The organism is Sorlinia euscelidii (assembly GCF_036452135.1).
Classification (GTDB): domain Bacteria; phylum Pseudomonadota; class Alphaproteobacteria; order Acetobacterales; family Acetobacteraceae; genus Sorlinia; species Sorlinia euscelidii.
On sequence record NZ_JAWJZZ010000002.1, the window covers coordinates 52,820 to 77,282 of the forward strand.

20 protein-coding genes, 1 tRNA gene and 1 pseudogene are annotated in these 24,463 nt (G+C 57.1%); 5 read left to right on the forward strand and 17 right to left on the reverse strand.

Going from position 1 to position 24,463, the window contains the following annotated elements:
- Positions 1 to 501: 501 nt before the first annotated feature.
- Entirely contained in the window at positions 502 to 1,539 is a 1,038-nt protein-coding gene (locus CGLAMM_RS03845) for an ELM1/GtrOC1 family putative glycosyltransferase (protein WP_394818747.1), read from the forward strand.
- Between the two features lie 38 nt (positions 1,540 to 1,577).
- Here the strand turns inward: CGLAMM_RS03845 and CGLAMM_RS03850 are convergent, their stop codons facing one another.
- Together CGLAMM_RS03850 and CGLAMM_RS03855 are read right to left on the reverse strand one after the other, a co-directional pair.
- Positions 1,578 to 3,044, reverse strand: a complete 1,467-nt coding sequence (locus CGLAMM_RS03850) for a sugar porter family MFS transporter (RefSeq protein ID WP_418115397.1) — start codon at positions 3,042 to 3,044, stop codon at positions 1,578 to 1,580.
- A gap of 202 nt (positions 3,045 to 3,246) precedes the next feature.
- Positions 3,247 to 5,346: a hypothetical protein gene (locus CGLAMM_RS03855; protein WP_418115398.1), complete on the reverse strand. Its 2,100-nt coding sequence runs from the start codon at positions 5,344 to 5,346 to the stop codon at positions 3,247 to 3,249.
- Positions 5,347 to 5,727: 381 nt separating this feature from the next.
- Between CGLAMM_RS03855 and CGLAMM_RS03860 the strand changes: the two genes are divergently transcribed.
- The gene (locus CGLAMM_RS03860) at positions 5,728 to 7,182 is read left to right on the forward strand and encodes a SulP family inorganic anion transporter (protein WP_418115399.1); all 1,455 of its coding nucleotides are present in this window, start codon (positions 5,728 to 5,730) and stop codon (positions 7,180 to 7,182) included.
- A gap of 48 nt (positions 7,183 to 7,230) precedes the next feature.
- Here CGLAMM_RS03860 and CGLAMM_RS03865 read toward each other — a convergent pair whose 3' ends face one another.
- From CGLAMM_RS03865 to rplM, 14 genes and pseudogenes are all read right to left on the reverse strand, one after another.
- Complete coding sequence (locus tag CGLAMM_RS03865) at positions 7,231 to 7,656, reverse strand: host attachment protein (protein ID WP_418115400.1); 426 nt, start codon at positions 7,654 to 7,656, stop codon at positions 7,231 to 7,233.
- A gap of 77 nt (positions 7,657 to 7,733) precedes the next feature.
- Entirely contained in the window at positions 7,734 to 8,594 is an 861-nt protein-coding gene (locus tag CGLAMM_RS03870) for an inositol monophosphatase family protein (protein WP_394818751.1), read from the reverse strand.
- Between the two features lie 31 nt (positions 8,595 to 8,625).
- Positions 8,626 to 9,935, reverse strand: a pseudogene (gene hflX / locus CGLAMM_RS03875) (GTPase HflX).
- A 13-nt stretch (positions 9,936 to 9,948) separates the two neighbouring features.
- Positions 9,949 to 10,227 carry an RNA chaperone Hfq gene (gene hfq, locus CGLAMM_RS03880; RefSeq protein ID WP_418115401.1) on the reverse strand — a complete coding sequence of 93 codons (279 nt, stop codon included), beginning with the start codon at positions 10,225 to 10,227 and terminating at the stop codon, positions 9,949 to 9,951.
- A gap of 97 nt (positions 10,228 to 10,324) precedes the next feature.
- Positions 10,325 to 11,728 carry a nitrogen assimilation response regulator NtrX gene (gene ntrX / locus CGLAMM_RS03885; protein WP_418115402.1) on the reverse strand — a complete coding sequence of 468 codons (1,404 nt, stop codon included), beginning with the start codon at positions 11,726 to 11,728 and terminating at the stop codon, positions 10,325 to 10,327.
- Between the two features lie 40 nt (positions 11,729 to 11,768).
- On the reverse strand, positions 11,769 to 14,147 hold the full coding sequence (locus CGLAMM_RS03890; protein ID WP_418115403.1) for a sensor histidine kinase NtrY-like: 2,379 nt from the start codon (positions 14,145 to 14,147) through the stop codon (positions 11,769 to 11,771).
- On the reverse strand, positions 14,147 to 15,109 hold the full coding sequence (locus CGLAMM_RS03895) for a helix-turn-helix domain-containing protein (RefSeq protein ID WP_394818754.1): 963 nt from the start codon (positions 15,107 to 15,109) through the stop codon (positions 14,147 to 14,149). The genes CGLAMM_RS03890 and CGLAMM_RS03895 overlap by 1 nt, the downstream gene beginning before the upstream one ends.
- Before the next feature lie 74 nt (positions 15,110 to 15,183).
- On the reverse strand, positions 15,184 to 16,326 hold the full coding sequence (gene dusB, locus CGLAMM_RS03900; protein WP_394818755.1) for a tRNA dihydrouridine synthase DusB: 1,143 nt from the start codon (positions 16,324 to 16,326) through the stop codon (positions 15,184 to 15,186).
- Positions 16,327 to 16,457: 131 nt separating this feature from the next.
- Positions 16,458 to 17,081, reverse strand: a complete 624-nt coding sequence (folE, locus tag CGLAMM_RS03905) for a GTP cyclohydrolase I FolE (RefSeq protein ID WP_394818756.1) — start codon at positions 17,079 to 17,081, stop codon at positions 16,458 to 16,460.
- A complete protein-coding gene (gene folK, locus CGLAMM_RS03910; protein ID WP_394818757.1) occupies positions 17,078 to 17,941 on the reverse strand; it encodes a 2-amino-4-hydroxy-6-hydroxymethyldihydropteridine diphosphokinase in 864 nt (287 codons plus the stop codon). The genes folE and folK overlap by 4 nt, the downstream gene beginning before the upstream one ends.
- The gene (gene folP / locus CGLAMM_RS03915) at positions 17,938 to 18,843 is read right to left on the reverse strand and encodes a dihydropteroate synthase (protein ID WP_418115404.1); all 906 of its coding nucleotides are present in this window, start codon (positions 18,841 to 18,843) and stop codon (positions 17,938 to 17,940) included. The genes folK and folP overlap by 4 nt, the downstream gene beginning before the upstream one ends.
- Before the next feature lie 26 nt (positions 18,844 to 18,869).
- On the reverse strand, positions 18,870 to 20,000 hold the full coding sequence (locus CGLAMM_RS03920) for a branched-chain amino acid aminotransferase (protein ID WP_394818759.1): 1,131 nt from the start codon (positions 19,998 to 20,000) through the stop codon (positions 18,870 to 18,872).
- Positions 20,001 to 20,180: 180 nt separating this feature from the next.
- Positions 20,181 to 20,666 carry a 30S ribosomal protein S9 gene (gene rpsI, locus CGLAMM_RS03925; protein WP_319806851.1) on the reverse strand — a complete coding sequence of 162 codons (486 nt, stop codon included), beginning with the start codon at positions 20,664 to 20,666 and terminating at the stop codon, positions 20,181 to 20,183.
- Between the two features lie 3 nt (positions 20,667 to 20,669).
- The gene (gene rplM / locus CGLAMM_RS03930; protein ID WP_394818760.1) at positions 20,670 to 21,146 is read right to left on the reverse strand and encodes a 50S ribosomal protein L13; all 477 of its coding nucleotides are present in this window, start codon (positions 21,144 to 21,146) and stop codon (positions 20,670 to 20,672) included.
- A 230-nt stretch (positions 21,147 to 21,376) separates the two neighbouring features.
- Between rplM and CGLAMM_RS03935 the strand changes: the two genes are divergently transcribed.
- Genes CGLAMM_RS03935 through CGLAMM_RS03945 form a run of 3 tightly spaced genes read left to right on the forward strand, consistent with a single transcriptional unit; the run spans position 21,377 to position 24,204 of the window.
- Positions 21,377 to 22,816 (forward strand): hypothetical protein, encoded by a 1,440-nt coding sequence (locus CGLAMM_RS03935; RefSeq protein WP_394818761.1) that lies wholly within the window; start codon positions 21,377 to 21,379, stop codon positions 22,814 to 22,816.
- Complete coding sequence (locus tag CGLAMM_RS03940) at positions 22,813 to 23,694, forward strand: NAD(P)H-binding protein (protein ID WP_394818762.1); 882 nt, start codon at positions 22,813 to 22,815, stop codon at positions 23,692 to 23,694. The genes CGLAMM_RS03935 and CGLAMM_RS03940 overlap by 4 nt, the downstream gene beginning before the upstream one ends.
- Positions 23,695 to 23,739: 45 nt before the next feature.
- Entirely contained in the window at positions 23,740 to 24,204 is a 465-nt protein-coding gene (locus CGLAMM_RS03945; RefSeq protein WP_394818763.1) for a hypothetical protein, read from the forward strand.
- Between the two features lie 76 nt (positions 24,205 to 24,280).
- Here CGLAMM_RS03945 and CGLAMM_RS03950 read toward each other — a convergent pair.
- Positions 24,281 to 24,356, reverse strand: a tRNA-His gene (locus CGLAMM_RS03950).
- Positions 24,357 to 24,463: the final 107 nt, after the last annotated feature.

A 24,463-nucleotide genomic window follows, 5' to 3' on the forward strand; every position in this document is an offset into this window, starting at 1 on the left:
GGCGCTTCACGTAAGGCGAGCGGGATCACAGATCCCGTGTGAAGTTAATCACAATCAATGGAATATATGATCTATTTTTTGCCGTCAAATGAAACACTCTTTCCTTCCTTAAGTTTTTGTTTCCGAAGTTTCACGCTTCCTTACACTTGCGAACGGATTCCGGACATCTTGCGCCGCGACCTTTCATGCATCGCGCGTCATGCCGTCAGCCTGATGGAGTGACGATCGCCGTCACATCGATGAAAAACCATTTTTAAACGGTCAGCGCGACATAATATGCGGCCTCGACCCGCCCCGTTCTGACGTGCGACATTTGCCCGTTTCTCTGGAGAATTTTATGACGCGGCGCCCCGCCCCTCTCCGCACGCGATATTTCAGACGCCTGCGACACCTCACGTTTATTTTGCAACACACCTCCATGAATAACCCTATCCGATTTAAATTTCATTTTATAAAAGGCGGGGCGGGGCAATATTTCCTCAGAGGGACGGAGTATCCGGCGTGATCGCAATTATCGATACGAAGCGGGAAGGTGAGCGAAAACAATGTGAAGCCCTCGCACACGCCCTGGCCATGCCATTTAAGGTGATTGCCCCTTGGACGACACCCCCTGCCACGCCCGACATCATCCTGTCCTTCGGTAAAGCGCTGAAGCCGGGACTGGCCCTGCATAAACGTTTTGATAAAAAACCGCTCTTGATTCAATTGGGACGGCCACGTTTATACCCGACATCCGGGCTCGATCTCGTCATCATCATGCCGCAGGATGATTACCCTGAAGCCGATAATGTGCTGCACCTTAAATTGCCGCTGAATGGCGCGTCACTTCAGCCGACCCAACGTGCAGGCGCCAACACCCCGTCCGCGCGGAAGGGTAAGACGACGTTGATCCTGAGCGGGAAGACAGCCCATCACGCACTTGGACGGCGTGAATGTGACGAGATGCTGCGCCTGGCCAAAATTGTTGCCCACCGTGCCGGTGAAGCGCTTCAGGTCATTTTCAGTTGTCGGACACCGCCGGATATCGCCTCTTATATGCAGGCTCAATGTCGGCGGGATGGCATCTCAATTGCCCGGCGCCGCGTGCGGGATGTTCTGGCTGAAAGTGCGCGCGTGATTGTCACGGCGGACAGCGCGTCCCTTCTGGCCGATCTCATACGTTCCGGTTTGCCGACCTGGCTCTACCCCCTGCCAGTGCGTAAAACGCTCAACCACCTTCTCAAAACCGCATCCTGCGCCGTTTTTCCCCGATGGCGCCGCGCTTTAATCAAAAAAGGTGTCATTGCCGGCGGCACGGATTTTGAGCGATGGCATCAATCCCTCGTTCAGGCCGGCATTGTGCGTGTCCTGAATGAAGAAACCGCTGAAGACGCCTTATGGAAAAACACCTGCCCCTTCGCGGATGACGATTTGGAAATCTGCGTCGAACGGATCCGCACCCTTCTCGCGCAGCGCGGTATCCGGGTCGATCAACATCCGTGCACACCTTCCCAAGCTGAGGAAGCGGCATTTGAAAAAGTGAGGGAAGCGGTTTGCTGACAGGCGAAATGTCGGGGCCAGATTGGTGAGGTCATTTCTCAAGCGCCGATATCGCGAAGACGCTTTCCCTGATTGAGATTTTCCTCAATGTCTTCCAGCGAGCAACCCTTCGTCTCCGGCACGAAAAACACTGTGACGAAAAAGAAAATCAGATTGAAACCGGCGAGCAGCCAGAAAACGCCGTAATCATGGATCACCGCCATGACAGACAGGAAAATATTGGCGATCAACCAGTTTGTCACCCAATTGGTAAAAGTTGATGCCGCGATGGCGGCGGTGCGGCCTCTTAAAGGTTGAATTTCAGCGCAAAGCGTCCACGGCATCGGCCCGGAGCCGACAGCGTAGAAAAAGACAAAAAGGGCAAGAAGCGTGATCTCGGTCACTTTAAAAATCATCCCCGGCAATCCCAGATAAGCGACAAAACCGAAACCGCCCAACATGATGGCGGCCGCCAAGGTGCTGATCATCAAAAGGGGACGGCGACCCACACGATCGATAAAGTAAATGACAAGCCCGACGCCCGTGAGATTGACCGCCCCGAAAATCACCGTGCACCAGATGGATGCCGCGGTGGAAAAACCCATTTTTTCGAGAATATGCGGCGCGTAATAGAGGATGACATTAATGCCAGTCAGTTGCTGCAAAGCCTGAAGCGCGACACCGAGAGAGAACGTCTTACGGAAGCCACGATTGGTTTTCAGCAGCATCAGCCCATCCGATTCCTCTTTCCGAAGCTGCTGCTCAATCCGGGCGATCTCGCGATTTGACTCTGCCAGGCCACCGCGTATCTGCATCAGAACGGCGCGCGCCCTGCGCTTCTGCCCATCGGCGACCAGCCAGCGAGGTGAATAGGGGATCTGCAACATCGCGATGATGAAGATCACGGTCGGGACAAGCAGGATGCCCAGCATCCAGCGCCAATGCCCGCCATAGGCCAGCAGGCTATCCGACAGGAAAGCAAGGAGCATCCCGCCGCAGACGATGAGCTGGTAAATCGAGATCATCGTGCCGCGCTGCGATTCCGGCGAGATCTCAGCAATATAAAGCGGCGCGGAAAAGGCCGCCAGCCCGACGCCGAGGCCGAGAACGACGCGGCCCCCGATTATGATGCTGACATTCGGGGCCAGCGCGCAAAGCAGCGTCCCGAGGAGGAACAGAAAACCCGCCACCAGCATCGCCGATTTGCGCCCCGCTCGCTGGGCGATAAAGGCGGCCGCAATTGCGCCTGCCGCCGCCCCCAACATGAGGGAGGACACAATCCACTCATCAAGGCGCGGATTGGAATGAAGGTCATCTGACAGAAATTTGAGCGCACCGGAGATGACGCCCGTATCCAACCCGAACATCAATCCGGCAAGCGCCGCAACACTCGCAAATAAGGCCCCCCGGCCTTTCGGCGTCAGGGTGATGAGCGCTTCCTCATTTTCAGCTTCAGGAGGCTTTGTCTTAACAGGCGATTTTTTCCTGGGAGCCGACTTTGAAGCTGTTTTCGTCGCGCGTGCCATTGTCCAGATCTCCCCTTTTTATTGCAGCCATTTAAGTCCGGGGAGAACATCGCGGTTCCCGCGATATCACGAAAATCTTACTTCGCGTTAAAACTGTGCCCGATTCAGCAGCGGGCCTGCCGTCGTTTAAATCAAGCACTTATCAGGAAATGGAGATGGGATGTTGAAGATGACTGCCCGTCAGGCAGCCATCCCCGAAAATTCAGTTTACAAGAACGTTGTTCTGACCATCCGTCCAATGTTGATTTGCACTGTGCCAATATGCATTTACACCTCGGATACCGTTTAACAGGCAATCACTGCACCAAACCCTGACCCCATCTGTCGGGCCGGAACGCGGCAGAGACGACAAGCTGTAAGAGGCGGGCGCGAGGCCTCCACCGGAGCGAGAATCTTTTTGTGTCAAAACGATATTCCCGACCTTATCAGCGCCTAACAGCGTTTTGCCTGCGTTTGAATTCAATGCGTAAGCCGCCCCTTTTGAGATCGCCGTCCCCTCTTCAAAGTTGGCCGCACCGTGCACGGACAGGGAAGCGAAGGATGCCTCTCCGTTGACATCCAAAGCACTATCGACAATGACGGATCCGACACCTTGATTATTCGCCGGAACAACGATGTGCAGATCAGGCGTGCCGGAAGAAGGATTTAATCGACCAAAGAGATAGCCGATATCCTTTTTGCTCTCATCGCCAAGAAAGACGGCTTTACCATCGGTGACATGTACATCCTGCGTGTGCCACGTCAGGCCATCCCGATCGACATTAAGCCCGCAGACAATGTAACTGCACAGGGAGATGCCATTACGGTATTCTGCCGGGTTCAGCGCGATGTGTTCCTGCATCGTGCCGAGTTGTGACGATGTTCCATCTACGCCGACCCCTATATTCGTCGTTATATTCGTATAATCAGTCCCCGATTGGTCATCATTAATCCGGGTGTTGTAAAAATTCAGACGCATCATGTGATGGGCCTGCCAGGTATTTTGACCGGTATTCGTGGATTGACTGAATGAGGCTATCATATTGGTTGAGCCAGCTTTCAGACCCGGCCCCTGCACAGCATTTACGAAGATCGGATCCGACATAATGGGTATGGTCCACCATTGAGGGTCCATTTTTATGTAGGTTCGCTGCCCCCCGGCAAGGAGAAGATGATAGCTGTCATCTGTCAGTTTCCTGGGTGAGCTTGCATTGGTCGTCATGGTCAAACCATGATAGCTGACCGCATAATCTCTCGGCTCATTGACGATATTTTCGTCAATCTCCGCCCATTCCATGGCATGAATGAGGGAACTGGCGCCTGTTTCAGCGGTGTTCTGCCCATCATACGACATGAAGGCGTTGTGGAAGAAAGTTTTATTGGAAGCGCCGATATATATGACTGGTGTTGTACGTCCAGGATCCCATACTTTGTCCAAAGATGTCGTCGATGGAACCGTTCCGTCGGCCCGCGTCATTTCAGTGGCCCATCCATAAACGAAGATGCTGAGCCCATCGTCGCTGACGCCTGCAACAAGGCCCGATAAATTTCGGAATGCCGGTAAGGTGGAATTCGTCCCGATCGCTGACTGCACCGTCCCTTCAGGGACAGAATTGGTCACAATATACATGCCCTTATGGATCTGCGCCCTCTCCGTCGCGGTGAGGGGCGTGCAGAGCGTGACATCATGAGCTGAATAACGTGTTACAGGGAGTATCAGACGTGCATTCGCATTGGCAGGTTGCCCATAAAGCATGACACCATCATGCGTTGAAACATAACCGTCCCGATATTCCTCCGCGGAGATCGCAGCCCTCCGGCCATCTACCGGCTCCATGAAGAGGCAGAGGACGCAGCCCGGATTGAACGGGCCAATTGTGGAGCCATGCACGACAAGGTTGTGCGGCTGCGTGGCCATTTGCCCGTAGGGAGAGTGCGGCAAATTGATAAGGTTGCCGCCAAGGACAGAGGCTTCAAACCCAGTGGAGAGCGCTTCGCCCTCAACGTCTGCATCCAGTATCGGCGTAAACATTTTGTCCAAGGTTTGACCGACCTGCAAAACGGACGTCGTGACCGGAGCTGTCACGTTACCCCCCGCATTAAGCCCGGCGACGCCATTCGGCTGATTGATCTCCGACCGCATAACGGGTGAGTCATCGCCCGTGAGATAAGCTGACCCTTCAAATTCAAAAGCTTTTTTCGATTTCTCAACCGGGTTGGCATTTAGGCGTGTGTCGCCTTGCGCAAAGCAGGCCGAGCTTAAAATATTGAAAGTTATGACAGGCATTAAAAAGATGGAAATAGGGAAATGTTTTTTTTTCATTTTGTTCCTCCCACACCTATTTTATCAAGATCATCGTCCGTATTGAATGCTTATGAAGCGTGGTCACCTATAAAATGGTCGCCGGGCATTTGCCTCCGCCTGATCAATCCAATCATGAACATTTCGTTGCCTGCTACGCTTTTCCAATCAGGATTGTTTTGTTGCGACGAATGAGACGTTGGCTTTTCCGTCGCGGCGCCTGCCGTTCATTCACCATCCCTGATGGAGCAAACCACTGCGCACCGACAGGCTCAGGGAAGGCGCAAGTTAAAGCGCTTACTTGCCAAATTTGCTTTTTGAACAAAAATCATTATGATGCCCCCGCCATTGCCCCGTTGGGCCTGAATACAACGACCCCCCTTTTATCTTCGGAGATTTAACGTGAAACTGTCTGAGTACCGTGCTCAGTGGGCTTTCTCACCCCTGAACGAGGTGCTGGCCGGAATGGTCGGCACGTTTGCCCTCATTCCAGAAGTCATCGCCTTTTCCTATGTTTCAGGCGTGTCGCCTGCCATATCGCTTTACGCCTCCTTCGTCATCAGCATCGCGATCGCGTTGACAGGTGGTCGACCGGGGATGATCTCCGGCGCGGCAGGGTCCATCGCCTTCGTGGTCGGTGCGCTGGTGCATCATCACGGGGTCCAATATATGTTCGCGGCCACGATGCTGGCCGGGTTCATGCAATTATGCTTCGGTCTGCTCCGCCTGCATGTCGTGATGCGCTTCGTCTCCGATGAGGTGCGGACGGGCTTCGTCAATGCGCTGGCCATCCTCATTTTTTCAGCACAGGTGCCGCAGATGCTGCACGTCACTTGGCATACTTACGCGTTGATCGCGATCGGGCTGGCCATCATCTATCTCGTGCCGCGCCTTTTTACGGCGATACCCTCCCCCCTGATCTGCATCATTGTTCTGACGCTGATCACCATCTTCTATCCCATGCCGGTCCGCACGGTTGCTGATCTCGGCGCGCTGCCAAGCGGGCTCCCGCAACTGACATGGCCGCATGTGCCGTTTAATATTGAGACGCTTGAAATCATCTTCCCCTACGCGCTGGCCATCGCCGCTGTCGGCCTGCTTGAGTCGCTCATGACCGCCGGGGTGGTGGATGAGCATACGGATACGCATGGCAATCAGCGGATGGAGTGCACGGGGCTTGGGGTCTCCAACATGCTCGTCGCGGCATTTGGCGGCATTGGCGGGTGCGGCATGGTGGGTCAAACGGTCGGCAACCTGCGTTATGGCGGGCGCGGACGCCTCTCAACTTTCGCAGCCGGTGCGTTTCTGCTTCTCCTGATGGATGTGCTGCATCGCTGGTTCGCCCTTGTGCCGCTCGCCGCGCTTGTCGCCATTATGATTATGGTGTCCGTCAGCACCTTCGCCTGGGGATCTCTCCGGGATTTGATGCGCCACCCCAAATTATCAACGGTGGTGATGATCGTCACAGTCCTGGTGACGGTTAGCACGCAGGACCTCGCTGCAGGCGTTGTTGCGGGCGTGCTGCTCAGCGGCGTGTTCTTCGCCTGGCGGGCGACGAACATGCTCAACGTCAAACATGAGCGCGCGGGTGATGAGGAAACTTACGAAATCTCAGGGCAGATCTTCTTCGCGTCATCCGACATGCTTTTCGACGCGGTTGATTTTCAGACATCCGCGAAGAAAATCGTCATTGATGTGGACCGGGCGACATTCTGGGACATTACGGCCGTCGCCAAGCTGGAGAAAATTGTCAGCAAGTTACAGGCGCGCGGCGTTGATGTGGAGGTAAAGGGCCTTCGCGCCCGCCAGCATGACATCATCGCCGAGCAATCTGACGAGCCTCTCCTGGCCGTCTGACGATGGTTTCGGCGCGGGGGCAACCATCCCGCGCGCCGAAATATTCATTTAACGCGGCAATTGCGGCCAACCCGTTGCCGGGCGGTCAAAATGGGAAAACATTTCGTGGTCGGGGATGTTGGTGAGGTCCTTACTCTCCGTCTTCAGTATTTTTCTCATTGTCGCCTTTGACAGCATGACCCGCAAATCATGAAGCACATGCGGCGAGGCGGCAAGGACGAGGCCCTTGAGCGCGGCATTCTGCGCGAGGACTTTCTCGATTTCCGCGGCGATGGTGCGTGCAAAACGCTCCTTCGTCAGTTCTTTCGGGTCGGATTTCGGCTCTTTGATCGATGTCGCCAGCGAGCCATCTTCCTCAGGGTGGTGGTGCGCGTCCAGTCGGTGGATTGTCCGCATCTGATGACCGTCATAGCGCATGAAACGCGCCTTCTCTCCATCACATACGGCGTATAAAACAGGATCTTGTACTGGCATTTTCGTACCTCCGCTTAAACCATTATCTGGTTTATCAAGATGTATTCACCGCCGAAAAATCCTTCAAGTCAAGCATGTCACCTTTCGATCAGACCCAGTGCTGAGGCGACCTCCTGCCACACTTGTTGATCCGGTGCGTAGAGCAGGCCGGATGCCTTGTGCCCGATGCGATAAGGTTCACCATGGTGAAGTGCGCCGAAACCTCCCGCTTCTGTCAGAAGGACATATCCGGGACAGTGGTCCCACGGCATGACTTTGCGATAATATAAAATATGCGCATGTCCCGATGCCGCCATCATATATTCAACGGAGGCGCATCTCAGATCCCAAAGCCGCTCAAAAGCTGACGCGACATAGGCCGCTTTCTCCGTCAGATCGACGGCGTAAAGGGACCAGGATAATTTTCCGCGGAGGCTGCCCGCATGATGGGGAGGCGCGGCGTAATGGAGAGGCGTTTCCCGTCCGTCCGCATCGACCTGCCACGCACCCGCGCCCCGCGCCGCCAACATCGCGCAGCCTGAGACCGGGTTGAAAATAATGGAAGCAACCGGCGCCGCATGTGAGATGATGGCAATCATAACGCCAAAGGCCGCGACCCCTTCAACATAATTGACAGTGCCGTCAATCGGGTCAATCGTGAAGGCAAGGGACGCATGGGCCAGCTCATTGACGAGGTCGGGATTTTTCGCCGCCGCCTCTTCCCCCACAATCAATGCATGGGGAACCAGTTGTCGAAGGCGCGCCTCGATGAATGCTTCGGCTTGCTCATCAATTTCTGTCACAAAATCACGCGGCGTTGATTTAACGCGGATCTGCTCCGGCCGGAGACGCCCGAAGCCCGGCATGATCAGATTTTGCGACACGTCTCGCGCGATCCCGATGCAGGCTGTCACAAGTTTTTTGAGATGTGAGGATGAGAGGGGCGTTTCCTCATTCATGCCAGCGTCTTCCCCCTCCGGTGGCGCCAGGTCAGGCAATCAAAGTGAGATACTCGGGAAAGCTGCGTTCAAACCTTTTAAGGTCATTATCGGAAAGGCGCACCGTCAGGCGAATAACCGCCTCCTCATCCGTTCTTTCAATGACATCGCCATATTCATAGAGCCACGCCATGGCGGCACCATCCTGGATACTGAGTTTGACGTGGATGACGGGCAAATGCGCTGTCAATTGCGCATCAATGGCGCTTAACAGATCGGGCAGGCCCTCCTGCGTTAACGCTGACACGGGCACGGCCCCGCCGACATGCGCGACATGCCGGACGCCGCCAAGAATGTCGGATTTATTCAGGACTTCAACGACACGTTCGGGCCATGTCTCATCAAGCACGCCATCCCGCACCAGATTATTCAATACTTGAATGACATCTTCACGCTGGGCGTCGCTGTCAGGATGGGCCACGTTGCGCACGTGCACAATGACATCCGCCTCCGCCACTTCCTCAAGCGTCGCGCGGAAAGCGGCGATAAGCTCCGTCGGGAGGTCACTGATAAATCCGACAGTGTCGGAAAGGATGATCCGACGCCCGGAAGGCAGCGTGACCGAACGCATTGTCGGGTCAAGCGTCGCGAAAAGCTGATCTTCCGCCTGAACATCGGCACCCGTCAGCGCATTGAACAGCGTCGATTTACCGGCATTGGTGTAACCCACAAAAGCCACGACCGGGAACGGCACACGCTGGCGGGCCGCGCGATGCAGCCCACGCGTCCGCCGCACCTGATCCAGCTCTTTCTTGAGCTTGACCATGCGCTCGCTCAACATGCGGCGATCCGCTTCCATCTGCGTTTCACCCGGCCCGCCGAGAAAGCCGAACCCGCCGCGCTGGCGTTCAAGATGGGTCCATAATCTGACAAGACGGGATTTCTGATAGGCGAGATGGGCCAGCTCAACCTGAAGCACACCTTCCCGCGTCGCCGCGCGCGCCCCGAAAATATCGAGGATCAGCCCCGTTCGGTCAATCACCTTGCAATTCAGCGCTTTCTCAAGATTGCGCTGCTGAACGGGGGATAGCCGCGTGTCGACGACAGTAACATCAATCCCCCCTCATGCACTTTGGCGGCAAGCGCCTCAACCTGCCCGGCGCCGAGCAATGTTGAAGGCCGCGCGGCCCGAAGCGGCATGACCTGCTGAAAGACGATATCGAGGCCGATTGAGCGTGTCAGGCCGACAGCTTCCTCAAGACGCGCATCCGCCCCGCGAAGCTCAGCGCGGAGAGACGTCCTGTCAGCGGGGAAGATCACCGCTGCGCGCCCAGCGGGTGGCGCCGTTTCAATCAAGCCCAAAACGCGTTAACCCTCAAATATCGTGGATGACATCATCCTCAGAGAAATTTGGGAGGGGCGAGCCGGGCAGAATTGTGCTGACCGCGTGCTTATAGACCAATTGGGATTGCTCATCACGCATCAGGATAATCGTGTTCATGTCATATTGCGTGATATGGCCGGAAAGCTTGACACCATTGACCAGAAAGATCGTCAGTTTGGCTCTCGTCTTGACCACCGACTGCAAAAAACTGTCTTGAACGGACTCACCTTCATGTCGAGGGGAGGCGGAGGATTTTGTTGCTTTGACCAAGTTCGTGCCTATTTGTTAGATGAGTTGCGACCCTGTCACCAGGGCTTTCGCAATCGAAACGCATATGATGGGGTTCGGCTCCATGCCGAAAAGAAATTTACCCTTGATTTGTTGGGTGGTTGCGGTCGTCATGTGACACGCCGAGTTGTTTCAGCTTGCGATGCAGCGCGCTCCTTTCCATGCCGACGAAACTGGCCGTCCGGCTGATATTCCCCCCGAACCGCATCAGCTGCACGTGAAGATACTGCGTCTCGAACAGATCGCGCGCCTCACGCAACGGCAATGCCATGACATCGGCGTCAGAATCCATCCGCGCCATGGACGGCGCACCTTGGCTGACGGTCGATGGCAGCATGTCGGCTCGGATAAGGTCGTTGCCGCTGCCGGGCATCATGATCAGAAGATGCTCAACGAGGTTCCGGAGTTCCCGGACGTTACCAGGCCACTCATATGCTTGGAGGGCTGCCATGGCGTCAACCGATAATTCGCGCGGCGGCAGGCCTGAATTCTCGGCATATTGTTTCAGGAAATGCTGCGCGAGGCCGGGAATATCCTCCCGACGCTCCCGCAGACTGGGGATGCGGATCGGGACGACGGCAAGTCGATAATAGAGATCTTCCCGGAAGCGCCCGGCCGCAATTTCAGCTGACAGGTCACGGTTGGTCGAGGCCAGTACTCGCACATCGACTTTGACGCGCGCCGCACCGCCTATACGTTCAAAAGCCTGATCCTGCAGGGCGCGCACGATTTTCCCCTGCGTCTCCAACGGCATGTCAGAGACTTCATCGAGGAGGAGCGTCCCCTTATGCGCGCGCTCCAGCACACCCGTGCGTCGCGCCGAACCGTCACTTTGCCCCTCCACGCCGAAAAGCTCATCCTCAAACCGGCTTGGCGCCAGCGTGGCGCAATTCAGCGCGATGAAAGGCGCGGAAGCGCGTTTTGAACGCTCATGGATCATCCGGGCGGCGACTTCCTTCCCCGACCCTGCGGGACCGGAAATCAGAACGCGTGAATTTGTGGGCGCCACGCGCTCAATCTGCGCGCGCACGGCGCTGATGGCGGCGCCGCTGCCGAACAAGGCCGTGTCACTGCCTGTGCGCAGACGCAACTCGGCATTTTCCCGCTCCAGCCTTGCAGCTTCCAGCGCGCGGCGCGTGACGACGACGAGTCGCTCTGCATTGAAGGGCTTTTCGATGAAATCATACGCGCCGTGCTGAAGGGTGACGACCGCAGTCTCGATGGAGCCATGGCCGGAAATCATCACAACAGGCTGGGTCGGCTCTTCCGATTTGATCATTTTCAGCAGAGCCACGCCATCAAGGCGGGAGCCCTGCAACCAGATATCAAGAATAATCAGGGAAGGACGGCGCGTGCGGAAAGCCTCTAGGGCCTGGTCGGCATTGGCGGCAACCCGCGTTTCATAACCTTCATCTCGCAGAATTCCGTCGATGAGCATCCGAATATCGGGCTCGTCATCGACGATCAGGATTTCATGCTCCATAAGTGCTTTCCATCAATGGTCTCAGCATCGAACGCACCACTTATCCCTGACCCAAGACATTATGACGGGGAAGGGTCAAAATCGCGATTGTCCCCTGCTTATCACCCCGATCTTCTAAAGAAATGGTACCGTGATGGTCATCCATTATTTTTTTTACGATCGCGAGGCCGAGGCCGGTGCCTTTCGGCTTATGCGTAATATACGGCTCCGTCAAACGGTGTCGATCCGTTTCCGGAAGGCCGGTGCCGTCGTCTGAAATCATGATGTCAACATGCGCGGGCTCGACCCGAAGTGCAACATTTATCTCGCCTTTTCGCAAGCTATCGGCACTTTCCTCACCCATATCGGCGGCTCTACGATCCTGCGATGACATGGTGATGGCATCCGCAGCATTTTGCAGCAGATTTGTCAGTGCCTGGCCAATCAGCCGACGGTCACACGTGACCATCGGCCCCTTCGCCGTCAGTCCGGACGTTTCAAATGCGATCTCCGGATGTGCGTTTTTCTGCAGGACGATTGCTTCCCGCAGGAGACGTCCCAGATCCGCTTCCTTTAACTCTGGCGCCGGCATTCGCGCGAAGGCTGAAAATTCATCCACCATGCGTCCAATATCGCCGACATGACGCACGATTGTATCGACGCAAAGGCCGAATGTCTCCGTGTCGGAGGAAATCTCTTTCATGAAACGGCGTTTCAGGCGCTCTGCGGAAAGTTGGATCGGTGTCAGCGGGTTTTTGATTTCATGCGCGATCCGGCGGGCCACATCCGCCCAGGCCGCTTTACGTTCAGCAGATTGCAGGGCTGTAATGTCGTCAAAGGTCACCACATATCCCGCAACATCCGCGCCTTTCTGCTCCCGCGCGACGCGGACGAGGAGCGTTCTGCCCCGCGCCCCGACACGCGGCCCGTCGCCGAGCACTTCCTCCCCCCCCTGCGTGTCGATCTGGATTTCAGCGTGGCGCACCTGTCCCGGCGTATCGCGAACAGCATCAAGGATTTCGCTGAATTCCGGCACGCATTCCTGAAGGTGCCGCCCGATGAAACCATCAATATCGCGCTGAAGAAGGGTTGAGGCGGCCTTGTTCGGCAGTTCAATCACCTGACGGGCGTCCAATCCGATGACGCCAGCCGAAACACCTTCCAGCACGCTCTCGGTAAATCGGCGACGCTCATTGATCTGTTCGTTCGCCTCAATGAGGGCCGTCCGTTGCGCGGAGACCTGATCGGTCATGCGATTGAACGCGCGGGAGAGAATGCCGACTTCATCATCCCGCGATGGATCACGGGACCGCCTCCCCTCAGGCACACGGACGGACAGGTCGCCGAGGCTGACCCGTCGGGCGGCGATAATCAGTAACCCGAGTGGCCGCGCGATCTGATTGGCGAGGACGAGCCCCGTCAACATGCCGACCGTAAGAACGAGAAGGCTCAGAAGCGCGAAGATCAGCACGAAACTGATCTGGATCGCCGAGCGATTGGCATTGAGGCGTTGATACTCACTGACGACGGCATTTGTGCGCCGCATATGGCCGAGGATCTTGGCATCTACAGGCCGGGTTATGGCCAGCATCAGGCCGGTTGTCGAACCCAGACTCACCACGGCACGCACCGTCTTCTCATCCGGCGCGTCGAGGATGGCGGCGTCGCTGGAGCGCGCGAGGGACGTGGTTTCCCGCGGCGGTAACTTAAAGGTGCGCCCCTGCAAGGCGGCCAGCCCTCCCGATGCCACGACTTTATCGGTGTAGGCATCGTAGACAACGGCCTCCGTCAGGCCACGTTCGGTCGCTTCAAAATCCAGCATGGACGCCAAACGCGCCGAATTATGCAGAAAATCGAGCTCATAATGACCCGACTCCCCGCTATTGACCGGCGCATAGGCGCCGTGGCGGAGCATATCGTCATTTTCCGTGATGATAAGCTGGTTCGCCATCGCGAAGGCTTCTGTGCGGATATTCTCATTATGCTCTTGTAAGTAGCCTGCCGCGACATCGCGTGCCTCGCTTAATGCCAGATTGACGCGGTTGGAAAACCAGATCTGCACACCGAAATGGAAAAACAGGGCCGCGATTGTCCCGATCACGACAGCGGGCGCAACAGAGACAACGCCGAAAAGGGCGATCAACCGCACATGCAGGCGCGCCCCGGCGAGGCCTGTCCTTCGCTCCGAAAGCATTTTACGAAGGCGTGACACGATTGTCATTGTCAGGAAGGCCAGCACAATAATGTCGAGGAGGAAAATCATCCCCTCGATTTCGGGACGGTGCGTAATCGACATCCCGCCCGCCAGCACGATGAATGTTGTCGAAACCAGGACAATTGAAGTGACGATCAGAATCAACGCCGTCTGCCGTCTTGTGATAAGCGAGAGCAAATTCTGCCATTGACCACGCAAATATGGCGCCAGGGTCCAACCCGCCATCAGAGCTGATCCAGCATGATATCGAGCGTTTTAAGTTTTTTGCGTAAGGTATTGCGATTAAGCCCAAGGAGCTGCGCGGCACGAAGCTGGTTCTTGCCCGTGACCTCCAGAATGCGCCGGATCATCGGGCGCTCGACCTCCGCAATGATGCGTGTATGGACGTCGCCCGCATCGCGCCCGTCCCCGACCAGCATGTCCACGTAACGCTTGACGAGATCTTCAATGGTTTGTGCCGGACGTGCATAGGCGGCGCTGCATGCATCGTCGGATTCTGCCAGTGCCTCACGCGTCAATATCCTCTCCTTGCTGACGCGCGCCGCGCGGCCCAGAACGTGACGCAAATGGCGGATATTGCCCGGCCAATGCCTTGCCTGACACCACGCAATAGCGTCTGACGACAGGCGTCGACCTGAGAGCATCTCGGTCTTTTCCCAAGCCTGGCAAAGGGCCGGAATATCTTCAAGCCGGGCGCGAAGGGGCGGCACCTCAACCATCTCGGGAAGAAAATGGGCGGCAAGCTTCTCGTGAATGAAAACATGCTGGCGCACCTGATGGGACGTCAGCCCCGAGGTTGCGAAGACCCGCACTTTATTTTGCGGCCGATTTTCGAGCCAATGGGCGATGGCATCCTGCTCATCGAGGGAGAAAGCCTCGATTTCCCGAAAGAGCACGCCTTGATCCCTTCCATTCAGGCAGCGTGAGAGATCCTCACCCGGGCTGATGATGCGCCATGATTTTACCGGGTCCATAAAAGCGTGGAGAAGCCGCGCCACGAAAGTGCGCCCAACGCCACATTCCCCGTGGATGAGGACGGGGTCAGGTGCGTCCAGATGGCGTTCCAGTGATGCTCTGAGAAATTCAGTCGGTTCTGAAGCGCCCACCCAATGATGCGCAAGATAAGTCGCGCGGTCCTTTAACGGCGCGGCCTTGAAACCGGCAGGCGAAGCGCCGGGCGGCGTCATAAGGGCAAGCCCATGTCAGGAAATGGCGCAGATGGATTTTGCGAGGGGATGAGCGCCATGGATCGAGCCCTGTTTCATAGACTGAGGTCAGCCGAAAATGCGTCCCGTGACATAAGCGGCTTCATTTGCGCCGCCATGTCCGGGTCGGCGGGCCCGGGTGAATCGGTGTCCTCATCACGTCGACGACACGCGCCGGACATGATTGCATTATCGTAAAATGCGTTAATCAGTCGCAAAGCCTCTTTTTCCGAGTCGATTCGGTTAATCGTGGCACGGAATTGCGCTGACGAAGGCAGACCGGCGGAATACCACGAGATATGCTTCCGTGCGAGGCGGAGGCCCGGCTGCTCCCCGAAATGGGCAAGCATCTTGGCGTAATGCCGCAGGATGATCGCTTTTTCTTCCTCAAGTGAAGGGTCCGGCATGATCTGGCCGGTTGTCAGGGCCGCGCCGATCTGCGCGGGGAGCCACGGACGGCCATAACAGCCCCGCCCGACCATGACTCCATCCGCGCCGGACAGCGCCAGGGCCTGCCGGGCATCGGCCACCGAAATAATGTCACCATTGACGATCACGGGGATATTGACGGCATCCTTGACCTGGCGGACGAATGACCAGTCCGCCCGGCCATTATAAAACATCTGCCGCGTCCGGCCGTGGACGGTAACCATCCTGATCCCGGCTTCCTGCGCGATGCGCGCCAGGCGCGGGGCGTTGAGGGTAGTATGGTCCCACCCCATGCGCATTTTGAGGGTAACCGGCACATTGACGGCCTTGACCGTTGCCTCCAACAAGCGCGCGGCCCTGACCTCATCTCGCATCAAGGCGGAACCGGCCGACTGCCCGACCGCCACTTTTTTGACGGGACATCCGAAATTAATGTCGATGATGTCCGCGCCCTGATCGACCGATAATTTCGCCGCCTCGGCCATGGCCTCCGCCTCACAACCCGCAAGTTGCACCGCGTTAGGACCGTTATCCGCCATGCGCGCCATGCGCAGGGTATTTTCATTTTCCCGGATCATTGCCCAGGAAGCGATCATCTCCGAGACGACGAGGCCCGCACCCAACTCCCGCGCAAGCTGGCGGAAGGGCAAATCCGTCACGCCCGACATGGGCGCCAGAATAACGGGCACTTCAATGCGCACGTCACCCAGCGCGATAGGGGCCAGAGCCGACTCAGGCGGCGGGTTTTTCACGGATGAAGTCGGATACATAACGTGTGCACAATAGTCAGCTCAGGCACCGGAAGCAATGAGGATTGTCTGATCGATATGTCGCATCATTGACATCAGCAGCACCCCGGCAAGCCTTTGTGGGGGCCAGCGCCCGGATTTGACGGCCGGCTTCAGGGGCGTAGAAGCGCCGCCACCTCCGCCCGCGCCGTTGCATCATGTCGCCACAAGCCGCGTGCGACGGAGGTCAGCGTCCGGCTGCCAGCGCTTTTGACGCCGCGCATCGCCATACACATATGCTCCGCCTCCACCACAACGAGGATCGCCTGAGGCTTCAGGGCATCCTCAATTGCTTTGGCAATCTGCGCCGTCAGACGCTCCTGCAATTGAGGTCGTCGAGACAGGACACCGACGGCGCGCGCCAGCTTGCTGAGGCCCGTCAGGCAACCCTCCGACGGCAGATAAGCGATGTGCGCCTTACCAAAAAACGGCAGGAGGTGATGCTCGCACATGGAGTGGAAACCAATATCGCGCACCACCACCATTTCATCATGCTGATCCGCCTTGAACACCTTTTGCAAATGGTCGCAAGGGTCTTCCAGCAGGCCGCTGAACACTTCCTGATACATGCGCGCGACACGGGCGGGTGTTTCCAACAGACCTTCCCGATCCGGCGATTCACCGATAGCGCCCAGAATGTCGCGCACAGCCCGCTCGATGATTTTCGTCGCATCTTCCGGCACCTCAATGGTGCGCAGTGCGGGCGCGGACGTGCGCGCGGCAAGGGTTTTCGTCATGCGTCATCCTCAAATTGACGATAGGGGCGGACATCGCCAGCTTCTCGAGGCAGTTCATTTAGCAATTGACGCACGGTTTTGCCAGAAATCTTCACATCGGCGGCAATATCCGCCAAAGGGATAAGGACAAAGGCCCGCTTCGACAAATGCGCGTGTGGCAAAGTCAGTAAATGATCCTGCACATGAAAATCCCCGACAAAGAGAAGGTCAATATCGATCAGCCTCGGCCCCCAGCGCTCCCCCGGCATACGGCCTAATTGGCGCTCTGTTTCTTTACAGAGGCGCAGCAATGCATGCGGCGTCAGTCGCGTGCGCCCAATCACACAGAGATTGAGGAAGGCGGGCTGATCCATTTTTCCCCAGGGTTGCGTCTCATATAAAGGGGAAATCGCGGTGACCTGCACCCCGTCCTCCAGCCCGAGCCGCGTGATCGCGTCATGCAGGATTTCAGCCCGTGCGCCTTGATTACTCCCAAGAGAAAACCCGACGGGTCGCATACGATCATGTGTCACCGTCACAGAGACATTTTCAAAAGTGGCGGCGATGGGGGCGTCGGGTTTCGACACACGCAACGTTACCGCACTGATTTTCTCAAAACGCGATAATAAGGCGCGCGCCATGCGATCCGCCACTGTCTCGATCAGACGGTAGGGCCGCGTCATCATGATGTCGGCAATGCAATCCGTGACCGCGGCATAACAGACGGTTTTTTCATGATCATCGTCGCGTATCGCGTCATCGACCATGACGCTCAGTGTCACATCGACGACGAATTTTTGACCGTCGCGCTGCTCCTCCTTGAACACGCCGTGGCGCGCTTGAAAAGTGAGGCCTTCAAGACGGATCGTGGCGACCGTCATTCGTGACGCCCTGACGTAACCGCGCTTAGAGCGTGGGTGACACGCATTGCGTCAACATGCGGCGCCACGTCATGCACCCGGATGATCGCCGCACCTTGACGCGCCGCGATGGTCGCCGCCGCCAGAGAGGCCGGGAGGCGGCCCTGCACATCGCGCCCCGTCAGGCGGCCCAGAAGGGACTTACGGGAAATACCAACGAGGAGCGGCATATCGAAGCGATGTCGTAGGGCCGGCAGGGCGTTGAAACATGCAATATTCTGTGCGTCCGACTTGTTGAAACCGATGCCCGGGTCAAGAATGATACTTTCCGGCGCGACACCGGCCGCAAGGGCGTCATGAATGGCTTTCTCGAAAAAAACAGAAAGACCGTCAGTAACGTCGCCCGCCAGCGTCTCACGTAGCCCATGCATGATGACGATCAAGGCGCCGGACTCAGCGGCAACGCACCTCATTGCCGGGTCGATGGTCATCCCGCCTACATCATTGATCATCACGGCCCCTGCCTGCACGGCGTAACGCGCAATGTCGGGCTTGTAGGTGTCGCAGGATACGGCGCAACCTGTCCTGACGGATGCCTCAAGACCGGCGGCGATACGGGCGCGCTCTGTTTCCAGCGGGACCGGATTGGAGTCCGGACGGGTCGACTCGCCTCCGACATCGATAATAGCCGCCCCCTCCTGCGCGATGGACAAAGCGCGCCGGGCGGCCGATGCTTCCTGCGTGTAAACACCGCCATCCGAAAATGAGTCCGGCGTCGTGTTGAGGATGCCCATAATCAGCGGTGCGGAAGCGCCACGATGGGCGCGCTTGATCTGACGGCCAAGCGCCTCCCGCGTCGATGTTTGCGACAATGTCATATCGTGCTCTGACGTGGGCGGATCATGCGGGAATGGGCGCGGCATCGGCAATTCTGACGCCATAAGCTCCTCTAAGCGCGGAAAAGTGTCTCAACCCAACCATAAGGGTCTGGCTTGCGCCCATATTGGATATCCGTCAAATTTTCAAGAATGGACGACGTGACGGGCCCGGGACTTTCCCCATCTCCGAAGCTGACAATATGGTCCCGACGTTTCAACCGCCCGATCGGGCTGACCACCGCCGCGGTGCCGCAGGCAAATGCCTCCCGGTAACGCCCGGACTGCGCACCTTCAAAGATATCATCAATTGCAATCTGCGTCTCTTCCACCGCGAGATTGAGGTATGAGGCGATGGTGGTGATGGCATCGCGGGTGATGCCGGGCAGGATCGTGCCCGTCAGGCGTGGCGTGACAAGTGTATTGTCATCGCGCACGAACACGACATTCATCCCCCCTAATTCCTCGACATATTGACGTGTGGCCGCATCGAGAAACAGGACCTGATCACAACCCTGCTCCGCGGCTTCACGCTGCGCCATCAGCCCGGCGGCGTAATTCCCGCCGCATTTGGCAGCGCCCGTGCCGCCCATCGCGGCGCGCGCAAAATGTTCCGTCACCCAGATATCGACGCAGGCTTTGTCGAAGTAATTACCGGCGGGGGTGGCGATCACGATAAACTGATATTCCCGTGCCGGGCGCACGCCCAGAAGCGCCTCCGTCGCGATCATGAACGGCCTTATATAAAGGCTTTGCCCCCTGCCCTGCGGTACCCACGCATGGTCACACGCCATGAGCGACTCCAGGCTCTGCATAAACAGCGTTTCCGGGAGTTCCGGCATCGCCATACGCCGGGCGGAATCCCGGAAGCGCCGCGCATTTTCCCGGGGGCGAAACGTGACAATATCGCCGTGCTGCGTGCGATAGGCCTTCATGCCCTCAAAAATTTCCTGTCCATAATGGAAGACGGAAGCTGCCGGGTCCAGCATCAGCGGGCGGCGCGGGCAAATTTTGGCGTCATGCCAGCCACGCGCCGCCGTGTAAGACACAATCGCCATGTGATCGGTGAAATGACTGCCAAATTTCGGGTTTTCGAGAGCAGCCTCCCGCGTCGCGTCATCGAGCGGGTTGGTCGCATGTTCCACCGTGAAGGCGTGTGTTGCTGACGTGTCTTGCGCATCTTTGGTCGCGGGAGAATGATTCATATGACTGTCCCTTTAACGGCGCTGCACATCGTGGACGCGGTGTCCGCTCAGGCCACGCAGAGGGTGGTTAAAGGATGTGCTGCGCCCGAGATTGATTAACGCATCATGACCCAAAACAAAAAACCTGTCCATAAAGGACAGGTTTTCCGAAACATAGATCCAGACGGAACCGAGGCGCGATCAGCGCTTCGAGAACTGGAAGGAACGACGGGCCTTCGCACGGCCATATTTTTTACGCTCAACCACACGGCTGTCACGGGTCAAGAAGCCCGCAACCTTCAGGATGCTACGCAGGGCCGGGTCATAATATGTCAGCGCACGGGAGATACCGTGACGCACAGCACCCGCCTGGCCTGAAAGCCCACCACCTGTCACGGTGCAATAGACGTCAAACTGATTATAGCGATCCGTCAGCAGGAAGGGCTGAGTAATCAGCATACGCAGGACAGGACGCGCAAAATAAGTTGTCACCGGGCGACCATTCACAATGATCTCGCCGCTGCCAGGCTTGATCCATACGCGCGCAACAGCGTCTTTACGACGTCCCGTCGCGTAGGAACGACCCTGCGCATCACGCTTGACTTCATAAACCGGGGCTGCCTGTGCGGCCGGTGCAAGACCAGCCAGATCCTGCAGAGATCCCGTAAGCTCTTGAGTTTCAGACATCTCTTAGACCTTGATCACGTTAATGGTGTTCTTGCGGTTGAGGGACGCAACATCCAATTTGACGGGTTGCTGTCCATCATGCGGGTGCGCCGCGCCGGCATAGACGTGCAGATTTTTCATCTGCGCGCGCTGCAATGGCCCGCGCGTGATCATCCGCTCAACGGCTTTCTCGACAACACTCCCCGGGTTGGGGCCGTTAAGGCGCTGCGTGATCGTACGCTCTTTAATGCCGCCAGGGTGCCCTGTGTGGTAATGGAAGAGCTTCTGCCCGACCTTATTGCCCGTCAGGACGATTTTCTCGGCATTGATGACGACGACATGGTCGCCGCAATCCACGTGAGGGGTGAATTGAGGTTTATGCTTGCCGCGCAGGCGGTTTGCAATAATGGTGGCGAGGCGGCCAAGAACGAGCCCTTCAGCATCGATCAGGACCCAGCCTTTCTTCACCTCGGCAGGCTTTAGCGAAGGGGTCGTCTTCATGTATCAGTTAATCCAGCAGCATGTGTTGGTATCGGTGCGCGCTTATCGACGTATCAACGCCGCATGTCAAGCGATTTTATTGTGCGGCAGGCGCCAAAACCGGCGGTAAATCAAGCCGAAATCGCCTGTGGTAACATATTACCTCATTAAAACGCGGTAAGCAGGTTGTCGATACGCCTCTTCACCGCTAGCATGATCCCAGTTTTGATAGGCCTTAAGGACATCTTCCGGTGAAGCGACCCGTCTTGCTGACAAGTCTGTGTGGGACACTTGTCATACTTGGTTATGCCGGCGTGCGTCATGAGGCCAATGCTGAGTTGAAACGCGGAATATCCAATTTTTACGCGCATCTGCCGCCCGGCGTGACCTTTACCTATAAAAAAGCTTATCCACGCATATTATTCCGCGGTGCTGCTTTCACGCAGGTTAAGATTTCTGACGCGCATGTCACTTTCACCGCCGATCGTCTCCTCATCAATGCCCCGTCCGGCGCCCCCCGGACGGGGCTTCATTTTAAGCTCATGACGGCGATCCGACCGCATTTTGAATTGCGGCAACGTATGGGCGCCTCCTGGCTGCAGATCCGCGCTGAAGCGGACGGACTACGCCTGCGCGATGTCACCCTTCCCCCGATAGACGCGGATGATCATCACCCTGTTGATGTCAAAACGCTTATCGCGACACGTCTTGGCCAGCTCACGACGGACCATCTGCATGGGCGGGCCGTCACGGACCAAGGCGACGGACCGGACGGAGTCGCCGCCGCAACGGCAGCACGCCATTCCATGTCATTCAAGGCGGCATGGCTCGATCTTCGCGGCATTAACCACGCCGTCAGCACGATCACGGAGGCAAGAAACATCCGGATCACCTCCCTCAGGGGGCGTCCCCCGCCGGATGGGACACCGAGCCGTGAGGTCGCTGAAGTCGAGATCGCCTATCTGCGGAACGTCGCCTTCGATGCGCCTGATGAAATACGAAAAATGCTTGGTTTGCCAACGTCAGACCTCACCGCCCTTTGCCCGACTCTGACAGGCAGATCGTCATTCGGAAAACTGGTTTTTTCCCAGGGCAATCTTCGCGGGCATATCGACCCGTTTCATTTCGAGACAACTCTTGACGGCGATATTCTCAGAACCGTCGCGCCGCCCATGCAGATCAAGACAGATGTAGGGCTTAACGGGTTTATCCTGCCCATCTACCTGACTTCCCTCTCAATGTCCTATCAGGCAACGTGCAACAGGCGCACGCAGGTTCTGAATGCGCATTTCAATCTGACCGCCCCTTACTTCGCATCGCTTAATCTGGGCGGAACGATATCAATGCGTCCGCCCACCACCTCGAAAATACCGAGCTACTGGCTTATGGACGCCTACATGGCCTATCGGGATCTCGGCCTGATAAAATATGGTCTGGGCACGAGGTTGGAGAAATCGACCTTCTCACCTGCTTTCCTGCGCGGATTGCTCTCGCAATACACGTCCCGACCCATTCGGGAAACGCCCGGATGGGCTAAATTGTCGGATTTCCTGAATCATCATGACGGTCGCACCCTCCGGTTAATTTTCTCGCCGGTAAAGCCCCTTGAACTGGATCCGACACTCGACCGAAGCGTCAAATTCGATCAAATTCTGCGTCCGTCCGACTGGACGGTGACGACGACACCGTGAGCGCGCTTCGTATCCACGTCATCGGGGCGCTTGGAAGATCGGGTTACGCACTGTGCGAGGCCCTCATTGCACGCGGTTACGTTGTCATCCCGGTGATACGGCGCGAGGGCAATCTGCCGGAAGGGGTGCAACCCGCCCGGTTCGCCGATCTCAACGGTGATGCGGCGTCGCTGGAAGCCGCGTTGCATGATGCGGAAATCATCGTCAATACCGCGAATGCGAGCTACACTTCCGCAGTATTGGCCGCCATGCCAGAGGACTCGCGCCTCGTCGCCATGGGCAGCACAAGGTTATTCACACGCTTCCCGGATAAATTCGCACATGACATCCGCAAGGCGATCCACCTTTTATCGGAAAGCCGCGTGCCGAATATCATGCTTCTCCCCAGCATGATTTATGGCGCCCGGGCGGATGTGACAACGCGTCGTCTAGTCGGCATCCTGCAAAGACTGCCTGTCATTCCCCTCCCGAAATTCGGGCGAATGCGCATCCAGCCGATTTTTCAGGGTGACGTCACCCTGGCCCTGATTGCGACGATTGAGCTGATGGCCGGGTCCGGACATGATGATCTGCCCCCCTTTATCGTTATTGCTGGGCCGCGCGATGTGGCTTATCGCGATTATCTGCGTATGGTGGTCAAGGCGGCGGGTCTGCGGCGGCGTCCGATCATATCGGTGCCGGTTTTTCTCCTTAAAGCGTTGATCCCGATCCTTGGCCTCATCCCTGGCGTGCCGCACGTGACAAAGGCGGAAATTGACCGATTGACCGAAAATAGATGCTTTTCCATTTCAGACATGTCAAAAATATTGCGTGTCACGCCGATTGAATTGGAAGAGGGTTTGCGCTTCCTATTCTCCGGCAAGAATCGACGGCGTTGAGGCGTTCGGGTTTCTCGGACGCCTCTTTTAAACGGAGGCGTGCGGATGAAGACGACATGTTTACGCTGGGCAGCTCTTCTCTCTCTATCGTCTCTCATGGGCTGCGCCGTCATGCGCGGGCCGATTATTGGCGACTGGCAGGGTTATCAACCGCTTTCAACCCCGCAGGGTCAGGTCGCGATTGAACTGGTGCTTTACGGCAGACCCGGGGAAAAGAGCGGCAAATTGCGCCTCTCCAGTCAGACGCGATGGACAGAAGCCAATGCTGTCGACAGTTCCGCTTATCTTGACGGCACATGGACACTCAAAGACATTTTTGTGAAAGGGCGGATCTGGCGCAATCTCATGATTGATGCGCCGGGAATGAGCTTCCCCACTTATGTGCTGTTACCCACTAACGACCTGGTGCCAGCACTTGACGATGGCAGTCCGGATATGAGCCAGGCTGGATGGGGCTGTTGCCGCCTCGCACCCGTGCCGAAAAACAGTTTCGGCTATGGACGCGTCTGAGTTGAGATGATGTCGCGATAGGGGGTGGCGCGTCACAACCGCGCTACGAAGCGCATTTTATATACCAGGGAAAGGCTGGGGCGAATGACGGGGCTCGAACCCGCGACCACCGGTACCACAAACCGGCGCTCTACCAGCTGAGCTACATCCGCCACACAGCTGGCTTCGATTTAAATGAGAGCGGGGAGCAAGTCCAGTCCCTCTTTGCGGTTTTTTTGGGCGCGAGGGAGGGGGCTGCCGCACCCTGCGCCCCGGACAA